Below are 23,025 nucleotides of genomic sequence, written 5' to 3' on the forward strand. Positions count from 1 at the left end.
TAGCGTCTTGCGACGTTCAGGATATCAGTGCTTTCGAGTGCCCACACAGATTGTCTGATAAATTGTTAAAGAGCAGTGCGCTGTTTTATCAGCGGCTTGGGGCTGCGTATATTACGCTTTCCCGCTTGAGAGTCAAGCGTTTATTTTCGCTTTCACTCCTGCCAACCCGGCGTGCCGTAAGGCGTTGTTCCGTGTCAGTGGTGGCGCATTATAGGGCCTGAATTCGTGCTGGCAAGTCCCATTCTGAAAAAAACTTTTTGACCGCCTCTTTTTTGCACAAACGCCGTCTAAATCGCCAGTTTTTCCAGTGTGTTAAAACCATAACGCTGTAAAACAGGCATCAGACGCAATGCTTCCGGCGTCAGCGCCATACAAAACGCTTTATTCTGCTCAACCGACCCTGCCAGAGGCGCCTCATGCTCAAGCAGCCATGCAGTACGCCTGGCGATCGCCGCGCCGGAATCCACCAGCCGGGTGCCGGACGGCAGAATCTGCATCAGTTCATCCTTCAGTAACGGAAAGTGAGTGCAGCCCAGCACGACCGTATCCGGCGGTTCGGGCATACGCAGCCAGGGGCGCAAAATTTTACGCAGTGCCTCAAGAGGAATTGCATCGCCGTGCAACTTGGCCTCCGCCAGCTCAACCAGCTCTGCAGATCCTATCATTTCGATACGACACTCATCGGCAAAGCGTGAAATAAGCTCCAGGGTATAGGGGCGGCGCACCGTTGCACGGGTAGCCAGTAGTCCGACAATGCCATTCGCAGTCAGACGCGCGGCCGGCTTAATAGCAGGAACGACGCCGACCACAGGAAACTGAAACTTCTCACGTAGTGCGGGCAAGGAAACTGTGCTCGCGGTGTTACAGGCAATCACCGCCATCGCCAGCGGATAACGCGCCTGTACGGCAGCCACTATCTCAACCACTCGTTGCACAATGAACGCTTCCTCTTTCTCCCCATAAGGAAAGGCGACGTTATCGAAAGCATAGATATAGTGAAGGTCGGGCAGAAGAGTGCGAATTTCATCGTAAACTGAAAGCCCACCGACACCGGAATCAAACACCAGTACGGTGGGCCGGATGTCAGAAGGAATAGCTGCCAGACAAGGTGTATTCTCGTCCTGCAGTGTGGTAGCCATATACCGTCTCGTAATCTTTATCGAACAGGTTGGCTATTCTACCACGAACGGTCAGTTGTGAGGTGAGAGGATACGAAAGTGCGACATCCCACAAACTGACGCCGCCCATCTTCACCAGTTGATTACCGGCTGCGTTATAGTTACGGTCATAGCGCTCCCCCAGGTAGCGATACGTCACCGACCAGCCCAACGCTTCGGCCAGGCCGCTCAGCTCATACTTTACCTGTTGCTTCGCGCGTCGTAACAGCACTTCGTCCGTTCGGGCATTGCGTGGGTCGACATAGTCATAAGATACCTGGTGGCTCACCGGCCCGGTATCGAAAGACGCCGTTGCTTCCACGCCTTTAATTCTCGCTTTGCCGATATTGTAGTAACGGTAAGTGACCGGATCTGAGTCGATCAGGTTATCGATATCGTTACGGTACCCGGAAATGCGCCAGCTTACCGGCCCGCTAAGCCCTTCAATACCGGCCTCCCACTGCTTGCTCTCTTCAGGATTCAGTCTGGTATTGCCGTAAAAGTCGCTGTAAAGCTGGCCCAGATTCGGCGCCTTATAAGCGGTTCCGTAAGAGCCGATCAGCCGATAGCCGTCAATGAATTCCCAGGCTGCGCTGGTTTGCCAGGTAGTATGCCAACCAAACCGGGAGTGATCGTCACCGCGTACCGCGCCTTCCAGCGTCACTGGCCCAATCAGCTGCTGAGCTGTCGCATAGAACCCGGTGTTATGCATCTCATGGCCGCGGCTGAGGTAAGCCGTTCCTGGTTCCGTAGTCTGCTTCTGCCAGTCCACCCCAGCACTAACCGTTCCCTGCCCAACCCGCAACGTATTACCCCATTGCAGGTTGTACTGCTTCGAATCATCGAGCGTCGCGCTGGTATCGTAGCGCCCTTTATGCGGATCGTAGTTGTAGTCCTTGCTGCGGCTGTAGCCTGCAACCAGCTGTGAGGCATAGTCGCCTTCATGAAAACGCAGCCCGGCGTCCCATCCCTGGCTATAAAGCTGGCGGGTATCCGGTAACCCGGCCACATTATAGCTATCGTCGTATGTCAGAGTGCCGTCATAGTCGGTACGGTTGTCATAGCCATAACCGCGCACAAAGCCAGAGAACTGGTTGTTAAACTGATGGTCAACGGCACCATACAGCGACTTACTCATAAAGCCATCGCGATCGGGTTGTCGGGGATCGCCATAGTTATCTGGCAGGTTAGCCACGACGTCGAATCCCCTGGTCAGGGTATAGTTGCCTGCGAACGTCACACGGGTCGACCCGAGCTGCTGCTGGGTAGATGCGTCGTAACTCTGATAGCCGTGCGATCCTATCCCCGCGCTCAGGGTGGTTCCCGGTTTGTCCCTGCCGGTAATAATGTTCACCACGCCGCCGATAGCATCGGAGCCATAAACCGCAGAGCGCGGCCCGCGGATATACTCAATACGCTGAATCAGCGACAGCGGAATCTGGCTCAGGTCTGAGCTACCGCTGATCCCTGCACCGTTCAGGCGAATACCGTCAATCAACAAAAGCACATGGCGGCTCTCCGTGCCGCGAATAAACAGCGAGTTGGTCTGCCCCAGACCACCATTTTGCGCAATATCCACACCAGGCAGGCGCGACAGGATGTCAGAGACGCTTTTCGCCTGCCACCTGTCGATATCCTCCCGGGTCACCACCGAAGTTGGGGCCAGTACCGAGGAAATCGGTTGAGGAAAACGGCTGGCGCTGACTACCAGCGTGTCATCGGCATTACTCTGTGCGCAGACGGAAAAAGCCGTGACAGGCAACGCCGTCAACAGCGATATTTTTCTTATCATCATTGTAAATTAAGCATCCAATTCCAAATCAGGATGCCGCAGGCGCCATCGATAGAACGCGATGATAGCGCCGGAGGCGACGTGTTACCGGCAGGTCTTCGGGCTTGGAGGCGTGTTCGGATGAAGACTTCCCACTTTCAAAAAAAGCAGTGTCCGCATAATGCATTCATCCCGCCATTCGATACCGCTGCGCGTCAGCTCCAGATTCACACTGGATTCCCTTTTCACTCACAAGAGGCCGGCCCGCGCATGCTACCGTTGTGACGTATGGATGTCCAGACTTCCATAACAAGGCTGGACATCATGCCGCTATCCCCTACAATCCCCCGCGTAATTTTGATCCAACTGGAGCGAACCATGACGCCCGAGCATCTCCCAACCGATCAGTACGACGTGCAACTGTCCGAAAAGGTAGTTCGTCTGCAAAGTATGATGGCACCGTTTTGCACGCTGGTGCCGGAGGTGTTCCGTTCGCCCCTTAGCCATTACCGCATGCGGGCTGAGTTCCGCATCTGGCATGACGGAGACTCCCTCTACCATATCATCTTCGATAATCAGACCCGTCAGCGGATCCGGGTTGATAGCTTCCCGGCAGCCAGCGATCTGATTAATCAATTGATGCCGGAGATCCTGAACGCCGTGCGTGACAATACGGTACTACGCAGGAAGCTGTTCCAGGTGGATTATCTGACCACTCTGAGTAATCAGGCGGTGGTTTCCCTGCTCTACCACCGTCCGCTGGATGACGAATGGAAGCAACATGCCATCGCCCTGCGCGATGCATTACGTGCCCGCGGCTTTAACCTGCATTTGATTGGCCGAGCCACCAAAACTAAGATCGCCCTGGATCAGGATTATGTCGATGAGCGGATGCCGGTAGGCGGCCGGGAGATGATCTCGCGCCAGGTCGAGAACAGTTTCACACAGCCGAATGCGGCGATAAATATCCAGATGCTGGAGTGGGCGCTGGAAGTCACGGAAGGATCGCATGGCGATCTGCTGGAACTATACTGCGGCAACGGTAACTTTTCCCTGGCACTGGCGCGTAATTTCCGCCGGGTGCTGGCCACCGAAATAGCCAAACCGTCGGTCGCCGCAGCGCAATACAACATCGCCGCTAACCATATTGATAACGTGCAGATTATCCGTATGTCGGCGGAGGAGTTCACTCAGGCCATGACCGGCGTTCGCAGTTTTAACCGTCTGAAAGGCATTGATTTACAAAGCTATCAGTGTGAAACCATTTTTGTCGATCCTCCGCGTAGCGGTCTGGATCCGGAAACGGAAAAAATGGTACAGGGCTACCCGCGCATTCTTTATATTTCCTGTAATCCGGAAACGTTGTGCAAAAATCTGGAAACGCTGTCGCAGACCCATAAGGTTGAGCGGCTGGCTCTGTTCGATCAGTTCCCCTACACCCACCACATGGAGTGCGGTGTGTTACTGACCCGCCGCTAAATAAAAAAGCCGCATAATGCGGCTTTTTTATTTACGCCTGATACGTCGCTTAGTGCGACTGCTGGCGCAGACGCAACTTATAGCCAATCCAGAACAGCAGAATCACTGACAGTACCGAAGGCAGGAAGTTAGACCCCAGATCGGGATATTCCGCGCGCACCACCGAACTGTATATCAGCACTCCCAACACAAAACAGGCGGCGGCAATACCGGGCAAACCCACCGGCATGGTGCGATTCTGATAGCGCTGATGTAGGCAGTAAACCGTCAACCCCAGCGTCAGGATAGGGAAAATTGAAAAGGGCACCACCGAACTGAACAGGGCGGAGCAGGTGCCATTAATCGACAGCCCGGCTACCAGCGCCAGCAGCAGCGTGCCTTTTTCCTGAATCGACTCTTTCATCACTCTTCCTTCACTTGTAAAGCATGTTGTGCAGCAATCACCGTCTTCTCTTGCTCACGGCGATACCAGTAGTAAGCTCCTTTTGAGATCATACGCAGCTGCAACACCAGTCGCTCTTCAAGCTGAAGGCGCTGCTCTGCGTCGACGTCCAGCGCCTCCGCACCGGCGTTAAAGACAATAGTCACCATCGCTTCCGCCTGGGCTTCCGTAAAACTGCGCGGCATGCGATTTTCCAGCTCCAGGTAATCGGCAAGCTCCGCGATAAAGTGCTGAATTTCCCGGGCGACGGCGGCGCGAAACGCCGCCGAAGTGCCGGAACGTTCGCGCAACAGCAGCCGGAAAGCGTTGGGATTATTGCCGATGAATTCCATAAAGGTGGAGACTGACGTCCGGATCACGCTCCCCCCCTTGGCGATACGCTGACGCGCCTGACGCATCAGTTGACGCAGCATCAGGCCGCTCTCGTCCACCATTGTCAGCCCCAGCTCATCCACATCGCGAAAATGCCGGTAAAAAGAGGTAGGCGCGATCCCGGCCTCGCGGGCAACCTCACGTAAACTGAGGCTGGCGAAACTCCGCTCGGCACTTAACTGACTGAACGCGGCTTCAATCAATGAACGCCGGGTTCTCTCTTTCTGTTGCGCTCTTACACCCATCACTATGCCTGAATCCTTCAAACTAATACTGGCACTATATCAGAGTTTAAAACTACCCGGTCTATAAAGGATTGTGAATGATTGTTTACGGAAGCAACATCGCGTAAGACGGGAAAACGCACAATTAGAATTGGGGCATTCCCACGTTGATGTTACCATTCTGTTGAATTTATGTATAAGAACAGGTGAATCTTACCATGCCACATTCCTGGGATTATGACGCAATAGTAATAGGTTCCGGCCCGGGCGGCGAAGGCGCCGCGATGGGGCTGGTGAAACAGGGAGCCCGAGTCGCAGTGATAGAGCGCTATCATAACGTCGGCGGCGGCTGCACCCACTGGGGCACCATTCCTTCCAAAGCATTGCGTCAGGCCGTTAGCCGGATAATCGAATTTAACCAGAACCCCCTTTACAGCGATCATACCCGACTCCTCCGCTCCTCTTTTGCCGATATTCTTCGTCACACCGAAAGCGTTATCAGCCAGCAGACTAACCTGCGCCAGGGTTTTTACGAACGTAACCACTGCGAGATCCTGCAGGGCAACGCCCGTTTTACTGATGAGCACACGATCGCGCTGGAGTGTCCGGATGGCAGCGTTGAAACCATTACCGCCGAGAAGTTTGTTATCGCCTGCGGTTCCCGCCCCTATCATCCGGCGGACGTCGACTTTAACCACCCGCGAATTTACGACAGCGACTCCATTCTCAGCCTGCATCACGAACCACGCCACGTCATTATTTACGGCGCCGGGGTTATCGGCTGTGAATATGCATCGATCTTCCGGGGAATGAGCGTCAAAGTTGACCTTATCAACACCCGCGATCGTCTGCTGGCCTTCCTGGATCAGGAGATGTCGGATTCGCTCTCTTACCACTTCTGGAACAGCGGCGTAGTTATTCGCCACCACGAAGAGTACGAGCAGATCGAAGGGGTTGAAGATGGCGTTATCGTCCATCTGAAGTCCGGCAAGAAAGTGAAGGCGGACTGCCTGCTGTACGCCAATGGCCGTACCGGCAACACCGACACCCTGGATCTGGATAAGATCGGTCTGAAGGCGGACAGCCGCGGCCAGCTTAAGGTCAACAGCATGTATCAGACCGCGCTGCCGCATATCTGGGCCGTGGGCGATGTTATCGGCTATCCGAGCCTGGCTTCCGCCGCCTACGATCAGGGGCGCATCGCCGCTCAGGCAATGGCGAAAGGCGAAGCGTCAGCGCATCTGGTAGACGATATCCCGACCGGAATCTACACCATTCCTGAAATCAGTTCCGTCGGCAAAACCGAACAGCAGCTTACCGCCATGAAAGTACCTTATGAAGTGGGACGAGCTCAGTTTAAGCACCTGGCGCGGGCGCAGATTGTGGGGATGAATGTAGGAACGCTCAAGATCCTGTTCCATCGCGAAACAAAAGAGATCCTGGGTATCCACTGCTTTGGTGAGCGTGCGGCCGAAATTATCCATATCGGCCAGGCCATCATGGAGCAGAAAGGTGGCGGTAACAACATCGAATACTTCGTTAACACCACCTTCAACTACCCGACCATGGCAGAAGCCTATCGGGTAGCGGCCCTCAACGGCTTAAACCGCCTTTTTTAAGGCTTTGTCGAAGTGGCCATCCATCTGAGCACGGATGGCCTCCGCCAGCTGCTCGTAGCGGCTACGCAGCGGTGAGCCGGGGCGATACACCAGACCAATAGTGCGTTTAGGCTCCGGCTTATAACACGGCAGATAGACCACGCCATCACGATTACGCTCCTGCGGTACAGCCAGTGCGGGCAACAGCGTAATACCGCTGCCTGCGGCTACCATGTTACGCAGCGTCTCCAGGCTGGTGGCCCGGAAATGGGTGTCTTCATCGGCGCCTGCTTCAAAGCAGAACCCCATGGCCTGATCGCGCAGGCAGTGGCCGTCTTCCAGCATCAGCAGCTTCTCGCCGGCCAGATCGGACATCGGTACCCTATCGCGCCCCACCCACGGGTGATCCTCATATACCGCCAGCAGCATCGGCTCGTCGAACAGCGGTACCTCAATAAAGGATTCACTCTCTTTCACCAGTGCCAGAATCGCGCAGTCGAGCTTACCACTATCAAGCTGGGCCAGCAGTTGATGGGTCTGGGCTTCATGCAGGTACATCTCCAGCTTAGGGAATTCCTGATGCAGCTGCGGTACGATATGAGGCAGCAGATAAGGCCCCACGGTGGGAATCAGGCCAATATGCAGCGGACCGGACATGGTTTCGCCCTGTTGACTCGCCATTTCGCGTAGTACCTTTACCTCGCGTAGCACCGTACGCGCTTGATCGACCAGCAGCAGGCCAGCCTGAGTGAAGAGCACCTTGCGGCTGGTTCGCTCCAGCAGCATAACGCCCAGCTCATCCTCCAGCTTGCGGATCTGCCCGCTAAGAGTCGGTTGACTGACATGGCAGGCATCTGCCGCACGACGAAAATGGCGATGCTCGGCCAGCGCCACCAGGTATTCAAGATCACGAATATTCATTATTCATCCTCCGCCACCATGATAGTCCATGGCGATAGATAGCATAGCAACCAACGATTATCCCTATCAAGTATTCTGGTGAATAATCAGTTCCAACAAAGGGAGACTTCCACCACTTCCGGAAATTTCCCTCTGTAGAGAACCCTCTCTGACCTGTCTGATGACAGAGGCTGGGCTTCAGGGCTTATCCCCCCTGAGCTCCGCCATCACAGCCAACGTGAACTTTGAAGTTTTTTAGCGGACGCCACGTCCGCTTTTTTTTGGGTTCAGCGCGGGGGAGGTCGAAAGCGGAAACAAAAAACCGGCAGAATATGACGATGTGGCGGGCAGTTCCGTTCATTGCCGGGAAACTCCCTCGCCCTTCACGGAGAGGGCCGGAGTGAGGGTGACAGGCAGCTCCGGCGGACTGTTCCGTTCACTTTGCGTCACTGCTTCTCTGTTAATTCACCGCGGGTGAACGGAACCTTCTCCTGCGCGACATACTCATCCAGAAGACAGGGTAGCTGCCGGCAACTTCAGCTTCACGCCAATCCGCGATGAACTTTTTTGCGTAAAAAAACCCGGCGCATCGGCCGGGTCGTTACTGGCAATCAGGCGTGATTACCCAAGCCGCTTGTGTGCCGCCTCCAGCGCCAGGGCGACCTGCTGAGGCGAGACGCCCCCTTTTGCCGCACGCTTATCCAGGCAGGATTGCAGGCTCAGCATCTCATACACATCTTCGCCAATCACGGCGCTGAACTTCTGAAGGTCGGACAGAGCCAGATCTTCCAGAGGTTTGCTCTGGCGAATAGCTTCAACCACCGCCTCACCCACGATATGGTGCGCTTCGCGGAACGGCACCCCTTTCGCGACCAGATAGTCCGCCAGCTCGGTCGCATTGGCATACCCTTGCTGAGCAGCTTCCTGGCAGCGCGGACGCTTCACCTGAATTCCGTCCAGTACCAGGGCCGCCATATGCAGGCTGTCCAGCCAGGTGTCGAGCGCGTCAAACAGCCCTTCTTTATCTTCCTGCATATCCTTGTTATAGGCCAGCGGCAACCCTTTCAGAGTCATCATCATGCCAGTCAGCGCGCCCTGAACCCGTCCACATTTACCGCGCAGCAGTTCCAGCGCATCCGGGTTCTTCTTCTGGGGCATCAGCGAAGAGCCGGACGTCACGCGGTCAGAAAGCTCGACAAAACCCGCTTCGCCGGAATTAAAGAAAATCAGATCTTCTGCGTAACGCGACAGATGCACCATGCCGATAGCCGCCGCAGAAAGCAGCTCCAGCACGTGGTCACGATCGGAAACGCTGTCCAGACTGTTACGGGTCGCGGAAGCAAAACCCAGCCACCCCGCCAACTGTTCACGATCGATCTCATAGGCGGTTCCCGCCAGCGCCCCACAGCCCAGTGGGCTGACATCCAGGCGCTTCAGAGCATCTTCCAGTCGGCTTTCATCGCGAGCCAGCATTTCAACATAGGCCAGACACCAGTGAGCAAAAGTGACCGGCTGAGCGCGCTGCAGGTGGGTATATCCCGGCATCACCGCATCCTGGTTGTTCTGAGCGGTAACGACCAGCGCCTTCTGAAATTCACGATTGGCTTCCAGCAGCGCTGTAACCTGCTGCTTGCACCACAGTTTCAGGTCGGTAGCAACCTGATCGTTACGGCTACGCCCGGTGTGCAGTTTCTTACCCAACTGCCCCACCTTTTCGATAAGCTTACCTTCCACCCAGCTGTGAATATCTTCGGCGTCGCTGGTCAGAATCTGCTGGGGATCGGCCTGAACTTCCGTGAGCAGGGCATTCAGCGCTGCTTCGAGCTGCTGTTGCTCTTCCCCGGTCAGTACGCCAACCGTCACCAGCGCTTTGGACCAGGCGACGGAGCCGACGATATCCTGCTCCGCCAGGCGGTAATCGAAGCGCAGAGAATCATTAAACTGTTTGAACCGCTGGTCCGCCGCCTGAGAAAAACGCCCGCCCCAAAGTGCCATAGTCATACTCCGTTTCTTTTATCAGTCTGTTGCCATCATTCATGATTACACTGGCGCCGAATCAAGTCGCCCGGCGCCCCAGAGCTATCAGCCCTGCCGTTTCTTTTCGTTCAGCGCACGGATCCGCGAGGAGAGCGAGAACAGGCGGATAAAGCCGCCGGCGTGGCTGTGATCGTAAACCTCGTCTTCGCCGAAGGTGGCGAACTCTTCACTGTACAGGCTGTTCGGCGAGCGTTTCTGCAGCACGGTCACCTGTCCCTTATAGAGCTGCAACACCACTTCACCATTCACCTCTTCGGCCAGCGATTCGGCAGCGGCCTGCAGGGACTGGCGCAGCGGCGCGAACCAGCGACCGTCATACACCACATAAGACATCTCCAGACCTACCTGCTCGCGCCACTTGTAGCTGTCGCGATCCAGAACCAACTGCTCAACGCCACGCAGCGCCGCCATCATGATGGTGCCCCCGGGCGTTTCATAGCAGCCGCGGGACTTGATACCTACCAGACGGTTTTCCACAATATCTACCCGGCCCACGCCGTGCTTCGCGCCGATAGCGTTCAGCTTCTCCAGGCACTGGAAGGGGCTCAGCGCTTCGCCGTTAACGGCGACGACTTTTCCTTTTTCCACGCTAATGGTCAGTTGCTCAGGCTGATCCGGGGCTTCCTGCGGGTCGACGGTCCATACCCAGCAATCTTTGTTCGGCGCGTTCCACGGGCTTTCCAGCACCCCGCCTTCGGTGGAGATGTGCCAGGCGTTCTCATCGCGGCTGTAGATTTTCTCAAGCGTGGCCGTCGTCGGAATATCACGCTCTTTCAGATAGGCCAGCAGCGCTTCACGGGAGCGCAGATCCCATTCACGCCACGGGGCGATAACCTTCAGTTCCGGCGCCAGCGCCGCCCAGGCGGATTCGAAGCGCACCTGATCATTACCCTTACCGGTAGCCCCATGGCACAGCGCGTCCGCGCCAACTTTTTTCGCCACATCCACCAGAGCCTTCGCGATCAGCGGGCGCGCCATAGAGGTGCCCAACAGGTAACTTCCTTCATACAGCGCGCCGGTCTGCAACACCGGATAGACATAATCACGAATGAACTCTTCACGCAGATCCACCACGTAACACTCGACGGCGCCCGAACGCAGCGCTTTCTGTTCTACGCCATGCAGATCGTCGCGATCCTGACCGATATCCACCACACAGGCGACGACTTCGCACCCTTCATAAGTTTCTTTCAGCCAGGGAATGATTGCTGAGGTATCCAGTCCGCCGGAGTAGGCGAGAACCACTTTTTTGATGCCGTGATTTTGCATTGTTTTCTTCCTTCAAGAACGCTGTAACTTACGCAATGATCCGGGTGCCGATGGCCACGCCGCTAAATAATGAGGGGAGCTGCTCCGCATGGCGCCATGAGGCGATATCCACCGGGCGCTGCAGGGTACGAGCCGCATCCAGCGCGGCGTTAACCTTCACTACCATACCGTCGGTGATAATGCCCTGCGCGATCAGCTCATCGGCGCGGGTAGCCGTCATTTCATGAATGCGCTGCCCTTTGCCGTCCAGAATGCCGCTAACGTCTGACAGCAGAACCAGATCCGCTCCCAACGTGGCCGCCAGCGCAGTGGCGGCCTGATCGGCATTCACATTCATTAACTGTCCGTCTTCAGTCACGCCGATGGAGCTCACCACCGGCAGGAACCCGGCGTCGAACAGGCCGGTAATCAGTCTGGCGGAGCCAGGCTCCGCTTTACCTACATGCCCCAGTTCTTCATCAAACTGGGTCACTTTTACACTGTCGCCATCACCCAGACACAGGCCAACGGCATCGATCTGACTACGCTTCGCCCAGGCCAGCAGCGTCTTATTCGCCGTTCCCGCCAGGGCTCCGGTAATAATGCCTATCTGATCGGCAGGGGTGACCCGCAGACCATCTTTCTTCACCACCGGCAGGGAAAGCTGTTTCATCAGCTCATCCACCAGGCAACCGCCGCCGTGCACAATGGCAATCGGGCGGTGGCTCGCCTGACGATACTCCGCCAGGGCGCCAAACAGGCGCGCCATCGCCTCTTCGCTATCCAACAGTACGCCGCCTAACTTAATAATTAACGGATTCATCATCGCCCCTGACAGTCGGTTAAATAAGGGATTCGGTTTCGTCAAAGCCAAAACGGATATTGGCGCACTGTACCGCCTGCGCCGCCGCCCCTTTCAGGAGGTTATCCTCGGCGGCGACCACAATCAGGTGTTCGCCCTGAACGGCAAAACCAATATCGCAGAACGGCAGCCCGACCACGTTTTTCAACGCCGGCACGCCATTTTCATAGAGCCGCACCAGCGGTTTGTCGCCATATGCCTGCGCATAACATTCGGCCACCTGGGTCTGATTTACGCCAGGGCGTAGACGGCAGGTAATGGTTTCCAGAATGCCACGCGGGAAATTCCCCAGGTGTGGGGTAAAGATCACCTCAGCCCCAAGATGAGCGGCAATTTCCGGACGATGGCGGTGAGTAAAGACACCGTAGGGTTGCAGGCTCACTTCGCAAAAGCTGTTCGCCAGACTCGCCTTACGCCCGGCGCCGCTCACGCCGCTGGTCGCGTTGATCACCGGCCACTGCTTGAGATCCAACAGCCCGCCGTCGATCAACGGCTTCAGCGCCAGCTGAGCCGCCGTGGGGTAGCAACCCGGCACCGCCACCAGCTTCGCCTCTTTCAGCTTGCTGCCCTGCCATTCCGCCAGGCCGTACACCGCCTGTGAAAGCCAGGCCGGATACTGGTGGGTAAACCCGTAATACTGCTGATAAAAGTCAGGATCGTTAACCCGCCAGGCGCCGGAAAGGTCAAACACCACGCAGCCCGCTTCAAGAAACAGGGGCGCCAGGTCATGACTCACCTCATGGGCGGTCGCCAGGAACACCACATCCACCCCCCTGGCGAACGCACCAATGTCATCCATCGGCTGTAACGGGAGATCGACTCGCCCCTTAAGCTGAGGATGCAGATCGGAAATCAACTTTCCGGCATCCGCGCTTTGCGCCGAAACCGTCAAAGCGGTTATGGTCATGTGTGGATGGCGATGGATGTAGGCCGCAAGCTCTGCGCCGGTATAACCACTGGCTCCGACAATCAGCGTATTCAACATCGGGGCTAACACCTTCTTATCAGTCATTTAATCTCTGGGCACCGGTCATCCGGAATGCCCGCGAGGCGAGTGCAGGAACCGTGCTGCGCGGCAAGGTTCGTTCACTCATGCAATAATGGATTTTTATTCATTATTACTGCATGATTATCTATACTCTTGAGACCTGAGGCTGTCAACCGTGAAGACGAAATTACCGCCCTTTATTGAGATTTATCGTGAGCTAATCGCTACCCCTTCCATCAGTGCGACCGAGGCGGCGCTGGACCAAAGTAATGCAGCGTTAATCCATTTACTGGCAGGCTGGCTGGAAACGATCGGCTTCCAGGTAGAAATTCAGCCTGTACCTGAAACACGCAATAAATTCAATTTGTTGGCGACAGCAGGCCAGGGCGAAGGCGGCCTGATGCTGACCGGACATACCGATACGGTGCCCTTTGACGATGGACGCTGGACCCGGGATCCCTTCACGTTGACGGAGCACGACAATAAGCTTTACGGGCTGGGCACCGCCGACATGAAAGGTTTCTTTGCCTTTATCGTCGATGCGCTACGCGATATGGATGTAAAAACGCTTAAAAAACCGCTTTATATTCTGGCTACCGCCGATGAAGAGACCTCCATGGCCGGGGCACGTTATTTTTCCCAAAGCAGCAGCCTGCGCCCCGACTGCGCCATTATCGGTGAGCCGACCTCTCTGCAACCGGTACGCGCCCATAAGGGCCATATGTCCGACGCGATTCGCATTCTGGGCCAGTCCGGCCATTCCAGCGACCCTGCACGCGGCGTGAATGCCATCGAACTGATGCACGAAGCGATTGGCCATATCCTGACGCTGCGCGACGAGCTGAAAGAGCGCTACCACCATGATGCATTCACCATCCCTTACCCCACGCTGAACCTGGGCCACATCCACGGCGGCGATGCCTCCAACCGCATCTGCGCCTGCTGCGAAATGCATATGGATATCCGCCCGCTACCGGGCATGACGTTGAACGATCTCAACGGCCTGCTGAACGACGCGCTGGCGCCCGTAAGCGAACGCTGGCCGGGGCGCCTGACTATATCGGAACTGCATCCGCCAATTCCGGGCTACGAATGCCCGCCGGATCACCGCCTGGTCACGGTGGTGGAAAAGCTGCTCGGCGCCCGGGCTGACGTAGTGAACTACTGCACCGAAGCCCCTTTCATTCAGGAATTGTGCCCGACGCTGGTGCTCGGTCCCGGCTCTATCAACCAGGCCCACCAGCCGGACGAATATCTGGAAACGCGTTTTATTAAGCCCACACGCGAGCTCATCACTCAGGTCGTCCAGCACTTCTGCCAGCTCTGAGCAACGCTATTCCGTGCGCGCCGCCCTTCCCTGCCGACGAAATCGTCGGCAGAAAGGAGCGGTGATTTTATAAGCAAAACTTATCTCGTATCGGGCGAGTTAAGTTACGCGAATTTCGCCCGGTTACACGTTTGCTGAAGCGATTTCGCTACATTTGACGAACGGGATCTTACGTGGCTTTATAAAAGACAGTGTTGAGCCCGTAAGGGTGAAAATTGGTGAAATAATAAGATTGGGTGTCTGGGGTCATATGAACGAACAATATTCTGCTTTGCGAAGCAATGTCAGTATGCTCGGCAAACTGCTCGGGGATACTATCAGGGATGCGTTAGGAGAGAACATCCTTGACCGGGTGGAAACCATCCGCAAATTATCGAAGTCATCCCGGGCAGGTAATGAAGCCGACCGCCAGGAGTTGCTCAGCACGTTGCAGAATCTCTCTAACGATGAACTACTCCCCGTCGCCCGCGCATTCAGCCAGTTTCTGAATCTGGCCAACACCGCGGAGCAGTTCCATAGCATATCCGCCAGAGGTGAGGATGCCAGTAACCCGGAAATACTGGCCCGTACCCTGCGTAAGCTGAAATCTCAGCCCGAGCTGAGCGATGCCGATATCAAGCATGCCATCGAGAGCCTCTCCCTGGAGCTGGTACTGACCGCTCATCCCACCGAAATCACGCGTCGTACCCTGATCCACAAGATGGTCGAAGTGAACAATTGCCTCAAGCAACTGGATCACAAAGATCTGGCCGATTACGAGCGCAACCAGATTATGCGTCGCCTGCGCCAGTTGATTGCCCAGTCCTGGCATACCGATGAGATCCGCAAACATCGTCCCACCCCGGTGGACGAAGCTAAATGGGGCTTCGCGGTGGTGGAAAACAGCCTGTGGGAAGGGGTTCCGAACTACCTGCGCGAGCTGAACGAACAGCTGGAAACCCACTTCGACTACCAGCTTCCGGTCGACTGCGTGCCGGTTCGTTTCACCTCCTGGATGGGCGGTGACCGCGACGGCAACCCGAACGTTACCGCAGATATCACCCGCCACGTCCTGCTGCTGAGCCGCTGGAAGGCCACCGACCTGTTCCTGAAAGATATTCAGGTGCTGGTTTCCGAACTTTCAATGGTGGAGTGCACCGATGAGCTGCGCACGCTCGCAGGCGCCGAAGGCGAGCAGGAGCCGTATCGCTTTATCATGAAAGGACTGCGCTCGCGCCTGATGGCGACCCAGGCCTGGCTGGAAGCGCGCCTGAAAGGACAGCGTCTTCCGAAACCCGAGGGGTTACTGACCCATAACGCCGAACTGTGGGAGCCGCTCTACGCCTGCTATCAATCGCTGGTCGCCTGCGGCATGGGCATTATCGCTAACGGCGATCTGCTTGATACCCTGCGTCGTGTAAAAACCTTCGGCGTGCCGCTGGTTCGCATCGATATTCGCCAGGAGAGCACCCGACATACCGAAGCCCTGGGTGAAATGACCCGCTATCTGGGGATCGGCGACTACGAAAGCTGGTCGGAAGCCGACAAGCAGGCCTTCCTGATCCGTGAACTGAATTCCAAGCGTCCACTGCTGCCACATCAGTGGGATCCGAGCCCGGAAACCCGCGAGGTACTGGAAACCTGTAAAGTCATCGCCGAAGCGCCCCAGGGCTCAATCGCCGCGTACGTAATCTCCATGGCCAAAACGCCATCCGATGTGCTGGCGGTTCATCTGCTGCTGAAAGAGGCCGGCATAGGCTTTGCGCTACCGGTCGCCCCGCTATTCGAAACCCTGGAAGATCTGAATAACGCCAACGACGTGATGACCCAGTTGCTGAACATCGACTGGTATCGCGGCTTTATTCAGGGCAAGCAGATGGTGATGATCGGCTATTCCGACTCAGCGAAGGACGCCGGAGTGATGGCCGCTTCCTGGGCGCAGTACCAGGCTCAGGATGCCCTGATCAAAACCTGCGAAAAAGCAGGCATCGAACTGACGCTGTTCCACGGTCGCGGCGGCTCCATCGGCCGCGGCGGTGCTCCCGCGCATGCGGCGCTGCTTTCCCAACCGCCGGGTAGCCTGAAGGGCGGCCTGCGCGTAACCGAACAGGGAGAGATGATCCGCTTTAAATACGGCCTGCCAGAAATCACCATTAGCAGCCTGTCGCTTTACACCGGCGCGATACTGGAGGCCAACCTGTTGCCGCCGCCGGAGCCGAAACAGGCCTGGCGTCATATTATGGACGAGCTGTCGGTTCTCTCCTGCAATATGTATCGCGGCTACGTGCGCGAAAACAAAGACTTCGTTCCTTATTTTCGCTCTGCAACGCCGGAAGTGGAACTGGGCAAACTGCCGCTGGGTTCACGCCCGGCCAAGCGTCGCCCCACGGGCGGGGTGGAATCGCTACGCGCCATTCCGTGGATTTTCGCCTGGACCCAGAACCGACTGATGTTGCCGGCCTGGCTAGGCGCCGGCGCCGCGCTGCAGAAAGTGGTGGACGACGGTAAGCAGAGCGAACTGGAGTTAATGTGCCGCGACTGGCCATTCTTCTCTACTCGTCTGGGAATGCTGGAGATGGTGTTCTCTAAAGCCGACCTGTGGCTGGCGGAATATTATGATCAGCGGCTGGTGGATTCCTCACTGTGGCCGCTGGGCCAGGAGCTGCGCAAGCAGCTCGCCGCGGATATTGAGCTGATACTGGCCATCGCCAATGATTCCCACCTGATGGCGGATCAGCCGTGGATTGCCGAATCTATCGCACTGCGTAATATCTACACCGACCCGCTGAACGTGCTACAGGCAGAGCTTTTGCATCGTTCCCGCGAAGCGGAAGCCCAGGATAAAGAGCCCGATCCCCGCGTCGAGCTGGCGCTGATGGTCACCATCGCCGGTATCGCCGCCGGGATGCGTAACACCGGTTAAATGAATTATCGCCCCGCCCTGTGCGGGGCGATTTCTTTAACGCTGATTCAGGCAGGCGGCGATTTTATCGCCAAGCAGGTTGACCAACGCCGCCACCCGGGACGATTTATCCCGCCAGCTATCCGACACCTCGCCAAGATAGCCCAGGCGCGCCAGCGCCAGTAGCTCACCCTGCTCCGGCGTCAGTCGTTGCAATGCCCAAACGGCAGCGACATCCTTGGGCGCAATCTCGTCGGTATCCAGGGTCATCCACATACGCGCCAGGGTAAGCAGTACGTTACGTTCATCGCCGTCGATTCCAGCCAGCAACCCAGGCTGTGCATCACCGATGGCACGGCGCAGGGCGCTTCGGGGCACGGGTGCTATCAGCCAATCGGCATCATCGCCCCACAGCGTCACGCTATGTTGCCTGACCTGGTGAAGAACGATGGCCAAATCCGGATCGGAGGTCGGCCCGGCAATGGTACCGCGCAAAAAATCCTGTCTCAGCCATTCACCGTAAACCAGTTCGCTAACGGGAGGATAGCGCCAGGGTACCAGATTCGCGCGCTGCACCACCGTTAGCTCCAGTGGACGCCGCCCTTCATCGTTTCCCGGCTCACCTGAAAGCGTCAGTAACCTGGCCACAATGGCCCGCCGCGACTCTTCGCTGATGGGCTCATCCACCACAACCAACACATCCACATCGCTATCCGGTCTTAGGCCTCCATCCACCGCAGATCCAAATAGCCAACCTGCGCTAGCCCCTTCAGCCAGAAGTTGCACGACGCGCCCGGCCTCACGGGCTATCTCCGGTACCATTACGCCTCTTTTTAGCTCCACGGCCCCTCCCTTTTCGCTTACGGCAATACTTTCATTCTGGATCAGCGAACGAATCTGTTGTTCAGTTGTTATCCGAAAATGAATATTCCGCAAATTTTCGGGGCGCACTCCAGCACGCTCTTATTAAGGTTAGATTAAGGTTAAACCGCTAGCGTACACCTGCATTTTTGTTTTTTTGACGGACAAAATATATGGTTTCCTCGCATAAACCCGCCGCCGGTACTTTTAGCTGGAGCGCCTTACTGTGGGCTCTGGTTTTTTTCTGGTTTTTTTCCAGCGTATTGCAGATTGTTATTCTGTATTCCGGCTACAGCGGTACTAACGGGCTACGTGACTCGCTGCTCTACAGCTCGCTGTGGCTAATCCCCGTTTTCCTGTTTCCGGGGAAAACCCGACTCATTGCCGGTATTATTGGTATCGTTCTCTGGCTTGCGTCAGTTTGCGCCCTGGCGTATTACGTTATTTATGGCCAGGAATTCTCGCAAAGCGTTTTATTTGTGATGTTTGAATCCAATGCCAATGAAGCCAGCGAATATATCAGCCAGTACTTCAGCCTGAAATTATTAGCTGCCGTATTGATCTATACCGTCGCGGCAATATTTTTATGGACCCGCCTGCGCCCGGTCTGGATCCCTACGCCATGGCGTTATGGCGTCGCGCTGGCGCTTTTTTACGGATTAATACTTCATCCACTGGTCAGCGATATGGTCTTTAAAGGCAAGGACGCCGAATCAGCCGTTAACCGGCTTTCATCACGAATGGAGCCGGCCGCCCCCTGGCAGTTGCTGATTAGCTATACGGAGTATCGCGATCAACTGGGCAATCTGGAAAAACTGCTATCCAAAAACCACGCCCTGCCGCCGCTGAAAAATATGAAGGACAGCTCCGGCGATTCGCCTCGTACCCTGGTCCTGGTGATCGGCGAATCCACCCAGCGCGATCGCATGAGTCTGTACGGCTACCCGCGTAAAACCACGCCGGAACTGGACGCGCTGCGTAATAGCGATCCTAACCTGACCGTCTTCAATGATGTCGTCACCTCGCGCCCTTACACCATCGAGATTCTTCAGCAGGCACTGACCTTCGCCGATGAAAAGAACCCGGATCTTTATCTGACCCGACCTTCATTGATGAACATGATGAAGCAGGCTGGTTATAAGACGTTCTGGATAACCAACCAGCAGACCATGACCGAGCGTAACACCATGCTCACGGTCTTCTCGCGCCAGACGGATAAGCAGTTCTATATGAATCAGCAGCGTACCCAGAGCGCCAGGGAATACGACACCAACGTACTGGCGCCGTTTAAGCAGGTACTGGCCGACCCCGCGCCGAAGAAGTTTATTGTGGTACATCTGCTGGGTACCCATATCAAATATAAGTACCGCTATCCTGATGACTGGGGCAAATTCGACGGAGATACCCAAAATGTACCGCCCGGGCTCTCTTCCGATCGCCTGGAGTCTTACAACGATTATGATAATGCGAACCTGTATAACGACCACGTAGTCGCCAGCCTGATCAAAGACTATAAAGCGATGGATCCTAACGGCTTCCTGCTTTATTTCTCCGATCATGGTGAGGAGGTTTACGACACGCCGCCGCATAACATTCAGGGACGCAATGAATTACAGCCGACCCGGCATATGTATAACGTGCCCTTTATCCTCTGGCGTTCCGGAAAATGGCAGGCCGAACATCCCCGGGATCTGAGCGGAGACGTCAATCGTAAGTACAGCAGTTCGGAGCTTATCCATACGTGGTCCGATCTGGCTGGTCTGAACTACGAAGGTTACGACCCGACCCGCTCCCTGGTCAGTCCGCAGTTCATTCCCACCACTCGCTGGATAGGCAACCCCTACCAGAAAGACGGGCTGCATGACTACGATAAGCTGCCATACGGTAAACAGTAACTGACTGTTTATTCCCACAAAGGGCAGGCTCCGGTAACGCCAGCCCTTTTTTATATGCGGATTTAAAACCTGTCCACCTGAATTGTCTATCACCGGGAAGTTGAGCTTACGTTCTGTCTGAACGAATGAATGGCGCCAGCATCAGCGTAAAGACCGTAAATATCGGTGCAAAACCAGGTCAGAAATATCGTTACAGATGAATCGGCGATTCCTTAAGCCGCACCTCCCATTCCGTAGATTCGCGGGGAGGCGATATTGCCCCCCATAACATCCCACTATAGCTGGCCGGCAATCTCATTGAGCATGGTCATCTCTTGCGGTGACAACATCGTCATACCATGATTGCTGTAGACTTCTATATTCCAGGAAGTGTTATTATTATGCGGTTTGATTTTCGCAGTAATATCCCAGGTCGAGCTGGTAAACTGCTTAAGCACTAGGTTTTCAAGGTTTCTCATTCCATCATTAGGGGCCTGGCGTAAATTTGCCGACGAAGCGGGTGAGGTTGAATGTCGGTAGGTATGATAGATGCGATACCAGGCATCCCGGGTACTCCTTTCGCTCTTGAATATCTTTCCCTGTGTCGAGGCAAAGAAATCATTAAGCTTAGAGCGCACTTTTGCCACGCTTTTGGCCGTCTCCAGTAGATCCTTATTATTAGCCTGCCGCTTGCTGGACAAGAAATTACGGAGCATCGCCAGACTTCCTGTCACTGCCCAGCCCCCGCCAAGTGCATAGAGGGCAAACCTCACCGCTGCATTGCTGGCTAAGGTTTTTCCCGCCTCTGCTGCTACCGTAGCGGCAATACCAGCCCCTAGTGTGGAAAGGCCGCCAACATTCCCTAATATCTTAGAGATATAGTCATAGTTGATATTACGCCGCTCATTATAAGCACTGCCAAACACGCGTTCGAATGGCAAAGAGGCACCATATTGGCTAAAGAATGACGAGTTACTATTCAACACAGAGCCAACATCACCGTGATTTAGTAGCCCCATCTCCACATTGTTCGTCGCGTCACCGCTGGCGCGGGCACGTAGCCTGTCAAAGCTGTTCATTACCGTACGTTCGCTTTCATTTTCAAACTGGTACAGCATGGAGTTATCCAGCTCATTCACAAAAGCGATAATAACGTTGAGATCCTCTGTGTCAAAGACGGAGGTATTAAGCAATATATCGCTAATACCTAAGGTTGGATCTGCCATAGCGACCTCCCTGCGTCGGAGTTAGATCTCTTTATTTTGTTTAATATCCCAGCCAGCTTTGCTCTCTGCGCCGCGGGTACCACTATCGCTCTGCTCCCAGTAGCTGACATTCACCTTCGAGGCCTGGAATGCGTAATTAATTACGATCGTGTCGGTATTGCCCACACCGGTAAATTCCGTCTGGGTCACCAGCACGTCTTCCAGCACGATTCGGGAATATTCAATCTGACTGCCGCCCGCTTTACAGATGGACAGCTCGACTTTAGTGACATGCTTTCCGCTGGAGCAATATTTCAGAATTGCAGGCGTGGCCTTATCGATCAGTGCCTGAACCTGCAGGTCTTTATAGTTCACTTTCCCGGTACCGCCGCCGCCGCCGACGGCCATATTTCCCGGTTGTGTTGCTCCCCAGTTAAATGACAGAACATCAATCCAGTTTTTATGGTTTGAATCTTTAGATTCCCCTGTCGCACCATCTACTTTCAGATAAATATCAATTGCCATAATGACCTCAGATTATGTTTTTTCCCGCTTATAGTTAGCAGTTTCATCACATAATACCAACATAAGATAAATCTTAAATAAATTTAATCTCTGGATTTAAAAGAAAAAAACTGGGTCATAAAAAATTAATATAAAAATATAAATATTAATATAATAATGAATAACAGGAAGGTTTTTTATCATAAAAACCAGTGACTTCGCCAGGAACAAAGCACATTTATCCCATTAGTGGAACAGCGACGGAAATAGTAATTTAAAAGCAATAAAAAACCCCGCCGATAGCGCGGCAGGGTTGAATAATCAACGATGCAGAATAAATTATCAGGCAGCCGCCGGACGAACGCCCAGAGTATGGCAAATGGCGTAACTCATCTCGGCGCGATTCAGGGTATAGAAGTGAAAATCTTTCACGCCTTCACGGCTCAGGATCTTCACCATATCCATCGCGATATTGGCTCCCACCAGCTTGCGGGTTTCCGGATCGTTATCCAGACCGTCGAACATGCTGTCCATCCACTTCGGCACTCGTACGTTAGTCATAGTGGCGAATTTCTGCAGCTGCTTGTAGTTACTGACCGGCAGAATCCCCGGCACAATTTCCACATCGATGCCCGTTGCGACACAGCGGTCACGAAAGCGCAGATAGCTCTCAACGTCAAAAAAGAACTGAGTAATGGCACGATTAGCGCCAGCGTCAATTTTGCGCTTCAGGTTAATCAGATCGGCCTGGGCGCTCTTCGCTTCCGGGTGCACTTCCGGATAGGCCGCCACCGAAATGTCAAAGTCCGCCACCTCTTTCAGCAGCGCCACCAGATCGGCAGCATACATATCTGGTCGACCGCTGCCCTGCGGCAGATCGCCGCGCAGCGCCACAATATGGCGAATCCCGTTTTCCCAGTAATCCCGGGCAATGGTACGCAATTCATCGCGACTGGCATCGATACAGGTCAGGTGTGGCGCCGCTTCAAGGCCGGTGCGATCTTTAATGCCCTTGATAATACTGTGAGTGCGATCGCGTTCGCCGGAGTTGGCCCCATAGGTGACAGAGACGAATTTAGGTTTCAGGCTGCTCAGACGATCGATGGAGTTCCACAGGGTCTGCTCCATTTCACTGGTACGCGGCGGGAAAAACTCAAAAGAGACATTAATCTGCCCGTGGAGCTCCGCCAGGCTCTGATTCAGGGCTTCCCGCTGGTTGGCGTGAAAAAAGCTCATACCTTACCTCATCAATCGTATGCATTGTTGTGTTTGTTTACTTCTATACGTTTAGACGT

18 protein-coding genes, 1 pseudogene and 1 riboswitch are annotated in these 23,025 nt (G+C 55.1%); of the genes and pseudogenes, 5 read left to right on the forward strand and 14 right to left on the reverse strand.

All coding sequences use genetic code 11. The features are described from left to right. Positions 1-287: 287 nt before the first annotated feature. Entirely contained in the window at positions 288-1,139 is an 852-nt protein-coding gene (murI, locus tag V3W49_RS11865; RefSeq protein ID WP_500145689.1) for a glutamate racemase, read from the reverse strand. Further along, a complete protein-coding gene (gene btuB, locus V3W49_RS11870) occupies positions 1,084-2,952 on the reverse strand; it encodes a TonB-dependent vitamin B12 receptor BtuB (RefSeq protein ID WP_500145690.1) in 1,869 nt (622 codons plus the stop codon). The genes murI and btuB overlap by 56 nt, the downstream gene beginning before the upstream one ends. A gap of 69 nt (positions 2,953-3,021) precedes the next feature. Next, positions 3,022-3,224: riboswitch (cobalamin riboswitch) on the reverse strand. 82 nt (positions 3,225-3,306) lie between these two features. Between btuB and trmA the strand changes: the two genes are divergently transcribed. Next, positions 3,307-4,407: a tRNA (uridine(54)-C5)-methyltransferase TrmA gene (trmA, locus tag V3W49_RS11875; protein ID WP_500145691.1), complete on the forward strand. Its 1,101-nt coding sequence runs from the start codon at positions 3,307-3,309 to the stop codon at positions 4,405-4,407. Positions 4,408-4,456: 49 nt separating this feature from the next. On the opposite strand, the gene V3W49_RS11880 is transcribed toward trmA, so the two are convergent. After that, positions 4,457-4,810 carry a YijD family membrane protein gene (locus V3W49_RS11880; RefSeq protein ID WP_500145693.1) on the reverse strand — a complete coding sequence of 118 codons (354 nt, stop codon included), beginning with the start codon at positions 4,808-4,810 and terminating at the stop codon, positions 4,457-4,459. After that, positions 4,810-5,466, reverse strand: coding sequence for an HTH-type transcriptional repressor FabR (gene fabR / locus V3W49_RS11885; protein WP_154775021.1), 657 nt, complete (start codon positions 5,464-5,466; stop codon positions 4,810-4,812). The genes V3W49_RS11880 and fabR overlap by 1 nt, the downstream gene beginning before the upstream one ends. 197 nt (positions 5,467-5,663) lie before the next feature. Here fabR and sthA point away from each other — a divergent pair, with 197 nt between their 5' ends. Then, positions 5,664-7,064 (forward strand): Si-specific NAD(P)(+) transhydrogenase, encoded by a 1,401-nt coding sequence (gene sthA, locus V3W49_RS11890; protein ID WP_500145694.1) that lies wholly within the window; start codon positions 5,664-5,666, stop codon positions 7,062-7,064. Here sthA and oxyR read toward each other — a convergent pair. From oxyR to argC, 5 genes are all read right to left on the reverse strand, one after another. After that, positions 7,047-7,964: a DNA-binding transcriptional regulator OxyR gene (gene oxyR / locus V3W49_RS11895; protein WP_500145696.1), complete on the reverse strand. Its 918-nt coding sequence runs from the start codon at positions 7,962-7,964 to the stop codon at positions 7,047-7,049. The two genes, sthA and oxyR, sit on opposite strands and share 18 nt — an antisense overlap. Positions 7,965-8,564: 600 nt before the next feature. After that, positions 8,565-9,938, reverse strand: a complete 1,374-nt coding sequence (argH, locus tag V3W49_RS11900) for an argininosuccinate lyase (protein ID WP_500145698.1) — start codon at positions 9,936-9,938, stop codon at positions 8,565-8,567. 87 nt (positions 9,939-10,025) lie between these two features. Then, the gene (locus V3W49_RS11905) at positions 10,026-11,249 is read right to left on the reverse strand and encodes an argininosuccinate synthase (protein ID WP_500145700.1); all 1,224 of its coding nucleotides are present in this window, start codon (positions 11,247-11,249) and stop codon (positions 10,026-10,028) included. Positions 11,250-11,277: 28 nt separating this feature from the next. Continuing rightward, positions 11,278-12,054 (reverse strand): acetylglutamate kinase, encoded by a 777-nt coding sequence (argB, locus tag V3W49_RS11910; RefSeq protein ID WP_500145701.1) that lies wholly within the window; start codon positions 12,052-12,054, stop codon positions 11,278-11,280. A gap of 16 nt (positions 12,055-12,070) precedes the next feature. Further along, positions 12,071-13,075 carry an N-acetyl-gamma-glutamyl-phosphate reductase gene (gene argC / locus V3W49_RS11915; protein ID WP_500145818.1) on the reverse strand — a complete coding sequence of 335 codons (1,005 nt, stop codon included), beginning with the start codon at positions 13,073-13,075 and terminating at the stop codon, positions 12,071-12,073. Between the two features lie 178 nt (positions 13,076-13,253). Here argC and argE point away from each other — a divergent pair, with 178 nt between their 5' ends. Continuing rightward, complete coding sequence (gene argE, locus V3W49_RS11920) at positions 13,254-14,405, forward strand: acetylornithine deacetylase (protein ID WP_500145703.1); 1,152 nt, start codon at positions 13,254-13,256, stop codon at positions 14,403-14,405. A 250-nt stretch (positions 14,406-14,655) separates the two neighbouring features. Beyond that, positions 14,656-17,307: a phosphoenolpyruvate carboxylase gene (ppc, locus tag V3W49_RS11925; protein WP_500145704.1), complete on the forward strand. Its 2,652-nt coding sequence runs from the start codon at positions 14,656-14,658 to the stop codon at positions 17,305-17,307. A 36-nt stretch (positions 17,308-17,343) separates the two neighbouring features. Here the strand turns inward: ppc and V3W49_RS11930 are convergent, their stop codons facing one another. After that, positions 17,344-18,129, reverse strand: a complete 786-nt coding sequence (locus V3W49_RS11930) for an aminoglycoside adenylyltransferase family protein (RefSeq protein ID WP_500145705.1) — start codon at positions 18,127-18,129, stop codon at positions 17,344-17,346. Between the two features lie 191 nt (positions 18,130-18,320). On the opposite strand from V3W49_RS11930, the gene V3W49_RS11935 reads away from it, so the two are divergent. Further along, positions 18,321-20,042 carry a phosphoethanolamine transferase CptA gene (locus V3W49_RS11935; protein WP_500145707.1) on the forward strand — a complete coding sequence of 574 codons (1,722 nt, stop codon included), beginning with the start codon at positions 18,321-18,323 and terminating at the stop codon, positions 20,040-20,042. A 137-nt stretch (positions 20,043-20,179) separates the two neighbouring features. Here V3W49_RS11935 and V3W49_RS11940 read toward each other — a convergent pair. From V3W49_RS11940 to metF, 4 genes and pseudogenes are all read right to left on the reverse strand, one after another. Further along, positions 20,180-20,308, reverse strand: a pseudogene (locus tag V3W49_RS11940) (hypothetical protein); the annotation flags it as partial. A 9-nt stretch (positions 20,309-20,317) separates the two neighbouring features. Then, positions 20,318-21,247 (reverse strand): hypothetical protein, encoded by a 930-nt coding sequence (locus V3W49_RS11945; protein WP_500145709.1) that lies wholly within the window; start codon positions 21,245-21,247, stop codon positions 20,318-20,320. 21 nt (positions 21,248-21,268) lie between these two features. Further along, positions 21,269-21,751 (reverse strand): Hcp family type VI secretion system effector, encoded by a 483-nt coding sequence (locus V3W49_RS11950; RefSeq protein WP_500145711.1) that lies wholly within the window; start codon positions 21,749-21,751, stop codon positions 21,269-21,271. Between the two features lie 321 nt (positions 21,752-22,072). Then, a complete protein-coding gene (gene metF, locus V3W49_RS11955) occupies positions 22,073-22,966 on the reverse strand; it encodes a methylenetetrahydrofolate reductase (protein WP_500145713.1) in 894 nt (297 codons plus the stop codon). Between the last annotated feature and the right edge of the window lie 59 nt (positions 22,967-23,025).

This window comes from Rosenbergiella sp. YN46 (assembly GCF_036620675.1).
Classification (GTDB): Bacteria; Pseudomonadota; Gammaproteobacteria; order Enterobacterales; family Enterobacteriaceae; genus Jejubacter.

What these genes read in the sequence shown, in the direction of transcription:
- V3W49_RS11945 (WP_500145709.1), bottom strand. Translation starts at nt 21,247, where the DNA reads ATGGCAGATCCAACCTTAGGTATTAGCGATATATTGCTTAATACCTCC.
- V3W49_RS11935 (WP_500145707.1), top strand. Translation starts at nt 18,321, where the DNA reads ATGGTTTCCTCGCATAAACCCGCCGCCGGTACTTTTAGCTGGAGCGCC.
- argH (WP_500145698.1), bottom strand. Translation starts at nt 9,938, where the DNA reads ATGGCACTTTGGGGCGGGCGTTTTTCTCAGGCGGCGGACCAGCGGTTC.
- ppc (WP_500145704.1), top strand. Translation starts at nt 14,656, where the DNA reads ATGAACGAACAATATTCTGCTTTGCGAAGCAATGTCAGTATGCTCGGC.
- metF (WP_500145713.1), bottom strand. Translation starts at nt 22,966, where the DNA reads ATGAGCTTTTTTCACGCCAACCAGCGGGAAGCCCTGAATCAGAGCCTG.
- V3W49_RS11950 (WP_500145711.1), bottom strand. Translation starts at nt 21,751, where the DNA reads ATGGCAATTGATATTTATCTGAAAGTAGATGGTGCGACAGGGGAATCT.
- argB (WP_500145701.1), bottom strand. Translation starts at nt 12,054, where the DNA reads ATGATGAATCCGTTAATTATTAAGTTAGGCGGCGTACTGTTGGATAGC.
- fabR (WP_154775021.1), bottom strand. Translation starts at nt 5,466, where the DNA reads ATGGGTGTAAGAGCGCAACAGAAAGAGAGAACCCGGCGTTCATTGATT.
- V3W49_RS11880 (WP_500145693.1), bottom strand. Translation starts at nt 4,810, where the DNA reads ATGAAAGAGTCGATTCAGGAAAAAGGCACGCTGCTGCTGGCGCTGGTA.
- trmA (WP_500145691.1), top strand. Translation starts at nt 3,307, where the DNA reads ATGACGCCCGAGCATCTCCCAACCGATCAGTACGACGTGCAACTGTCC.
- murI (WP_500145689.1), bottom strand. Translation starts at nt 1,139, where the DNA reads ATGGCTACCACACTGCAGGACGAGAATACACCTTGTCTGGCAGCTATT.
- sthA (WP_500145694.1), top strand. Translation starts at nt 5,664, where the DNA reads ATGCCACATTCCTGGGATTATGACGCAATAGTAATAGGTTCCGGCCCG.
- argC (WP_500145818.1), bottom strand. Translation starts at nt 13,075, where the DNA reads ATGTTGAATACGCTGATTGTCGGAGCCAGTGGTTATACCGGCGCAGAG.
- oxyR (WP_500145696.1), bottom strand. Translation starts at nt 7,964, where the DNA reads ATGAATATTCGTGATCTTGAATACCTGGTGGCGCTGGCCGAGCATCGC.
- V3W49_RS11905 (WP_500145700.1), bottom strand. Translation starts at nt 11,249, where the DNA reads ATGCAAAATCACGGCATCAAAAAAGTGGTTCTCGCCTACTCCGGCGGA.
- btuB (WP_500145690.1), bottom strand. Translation starts at nt 2,952, where the DNA reads ATGATGATAAGAAAAATATCGCTGTTGACGGCGTTGCCTGTCACGGCT.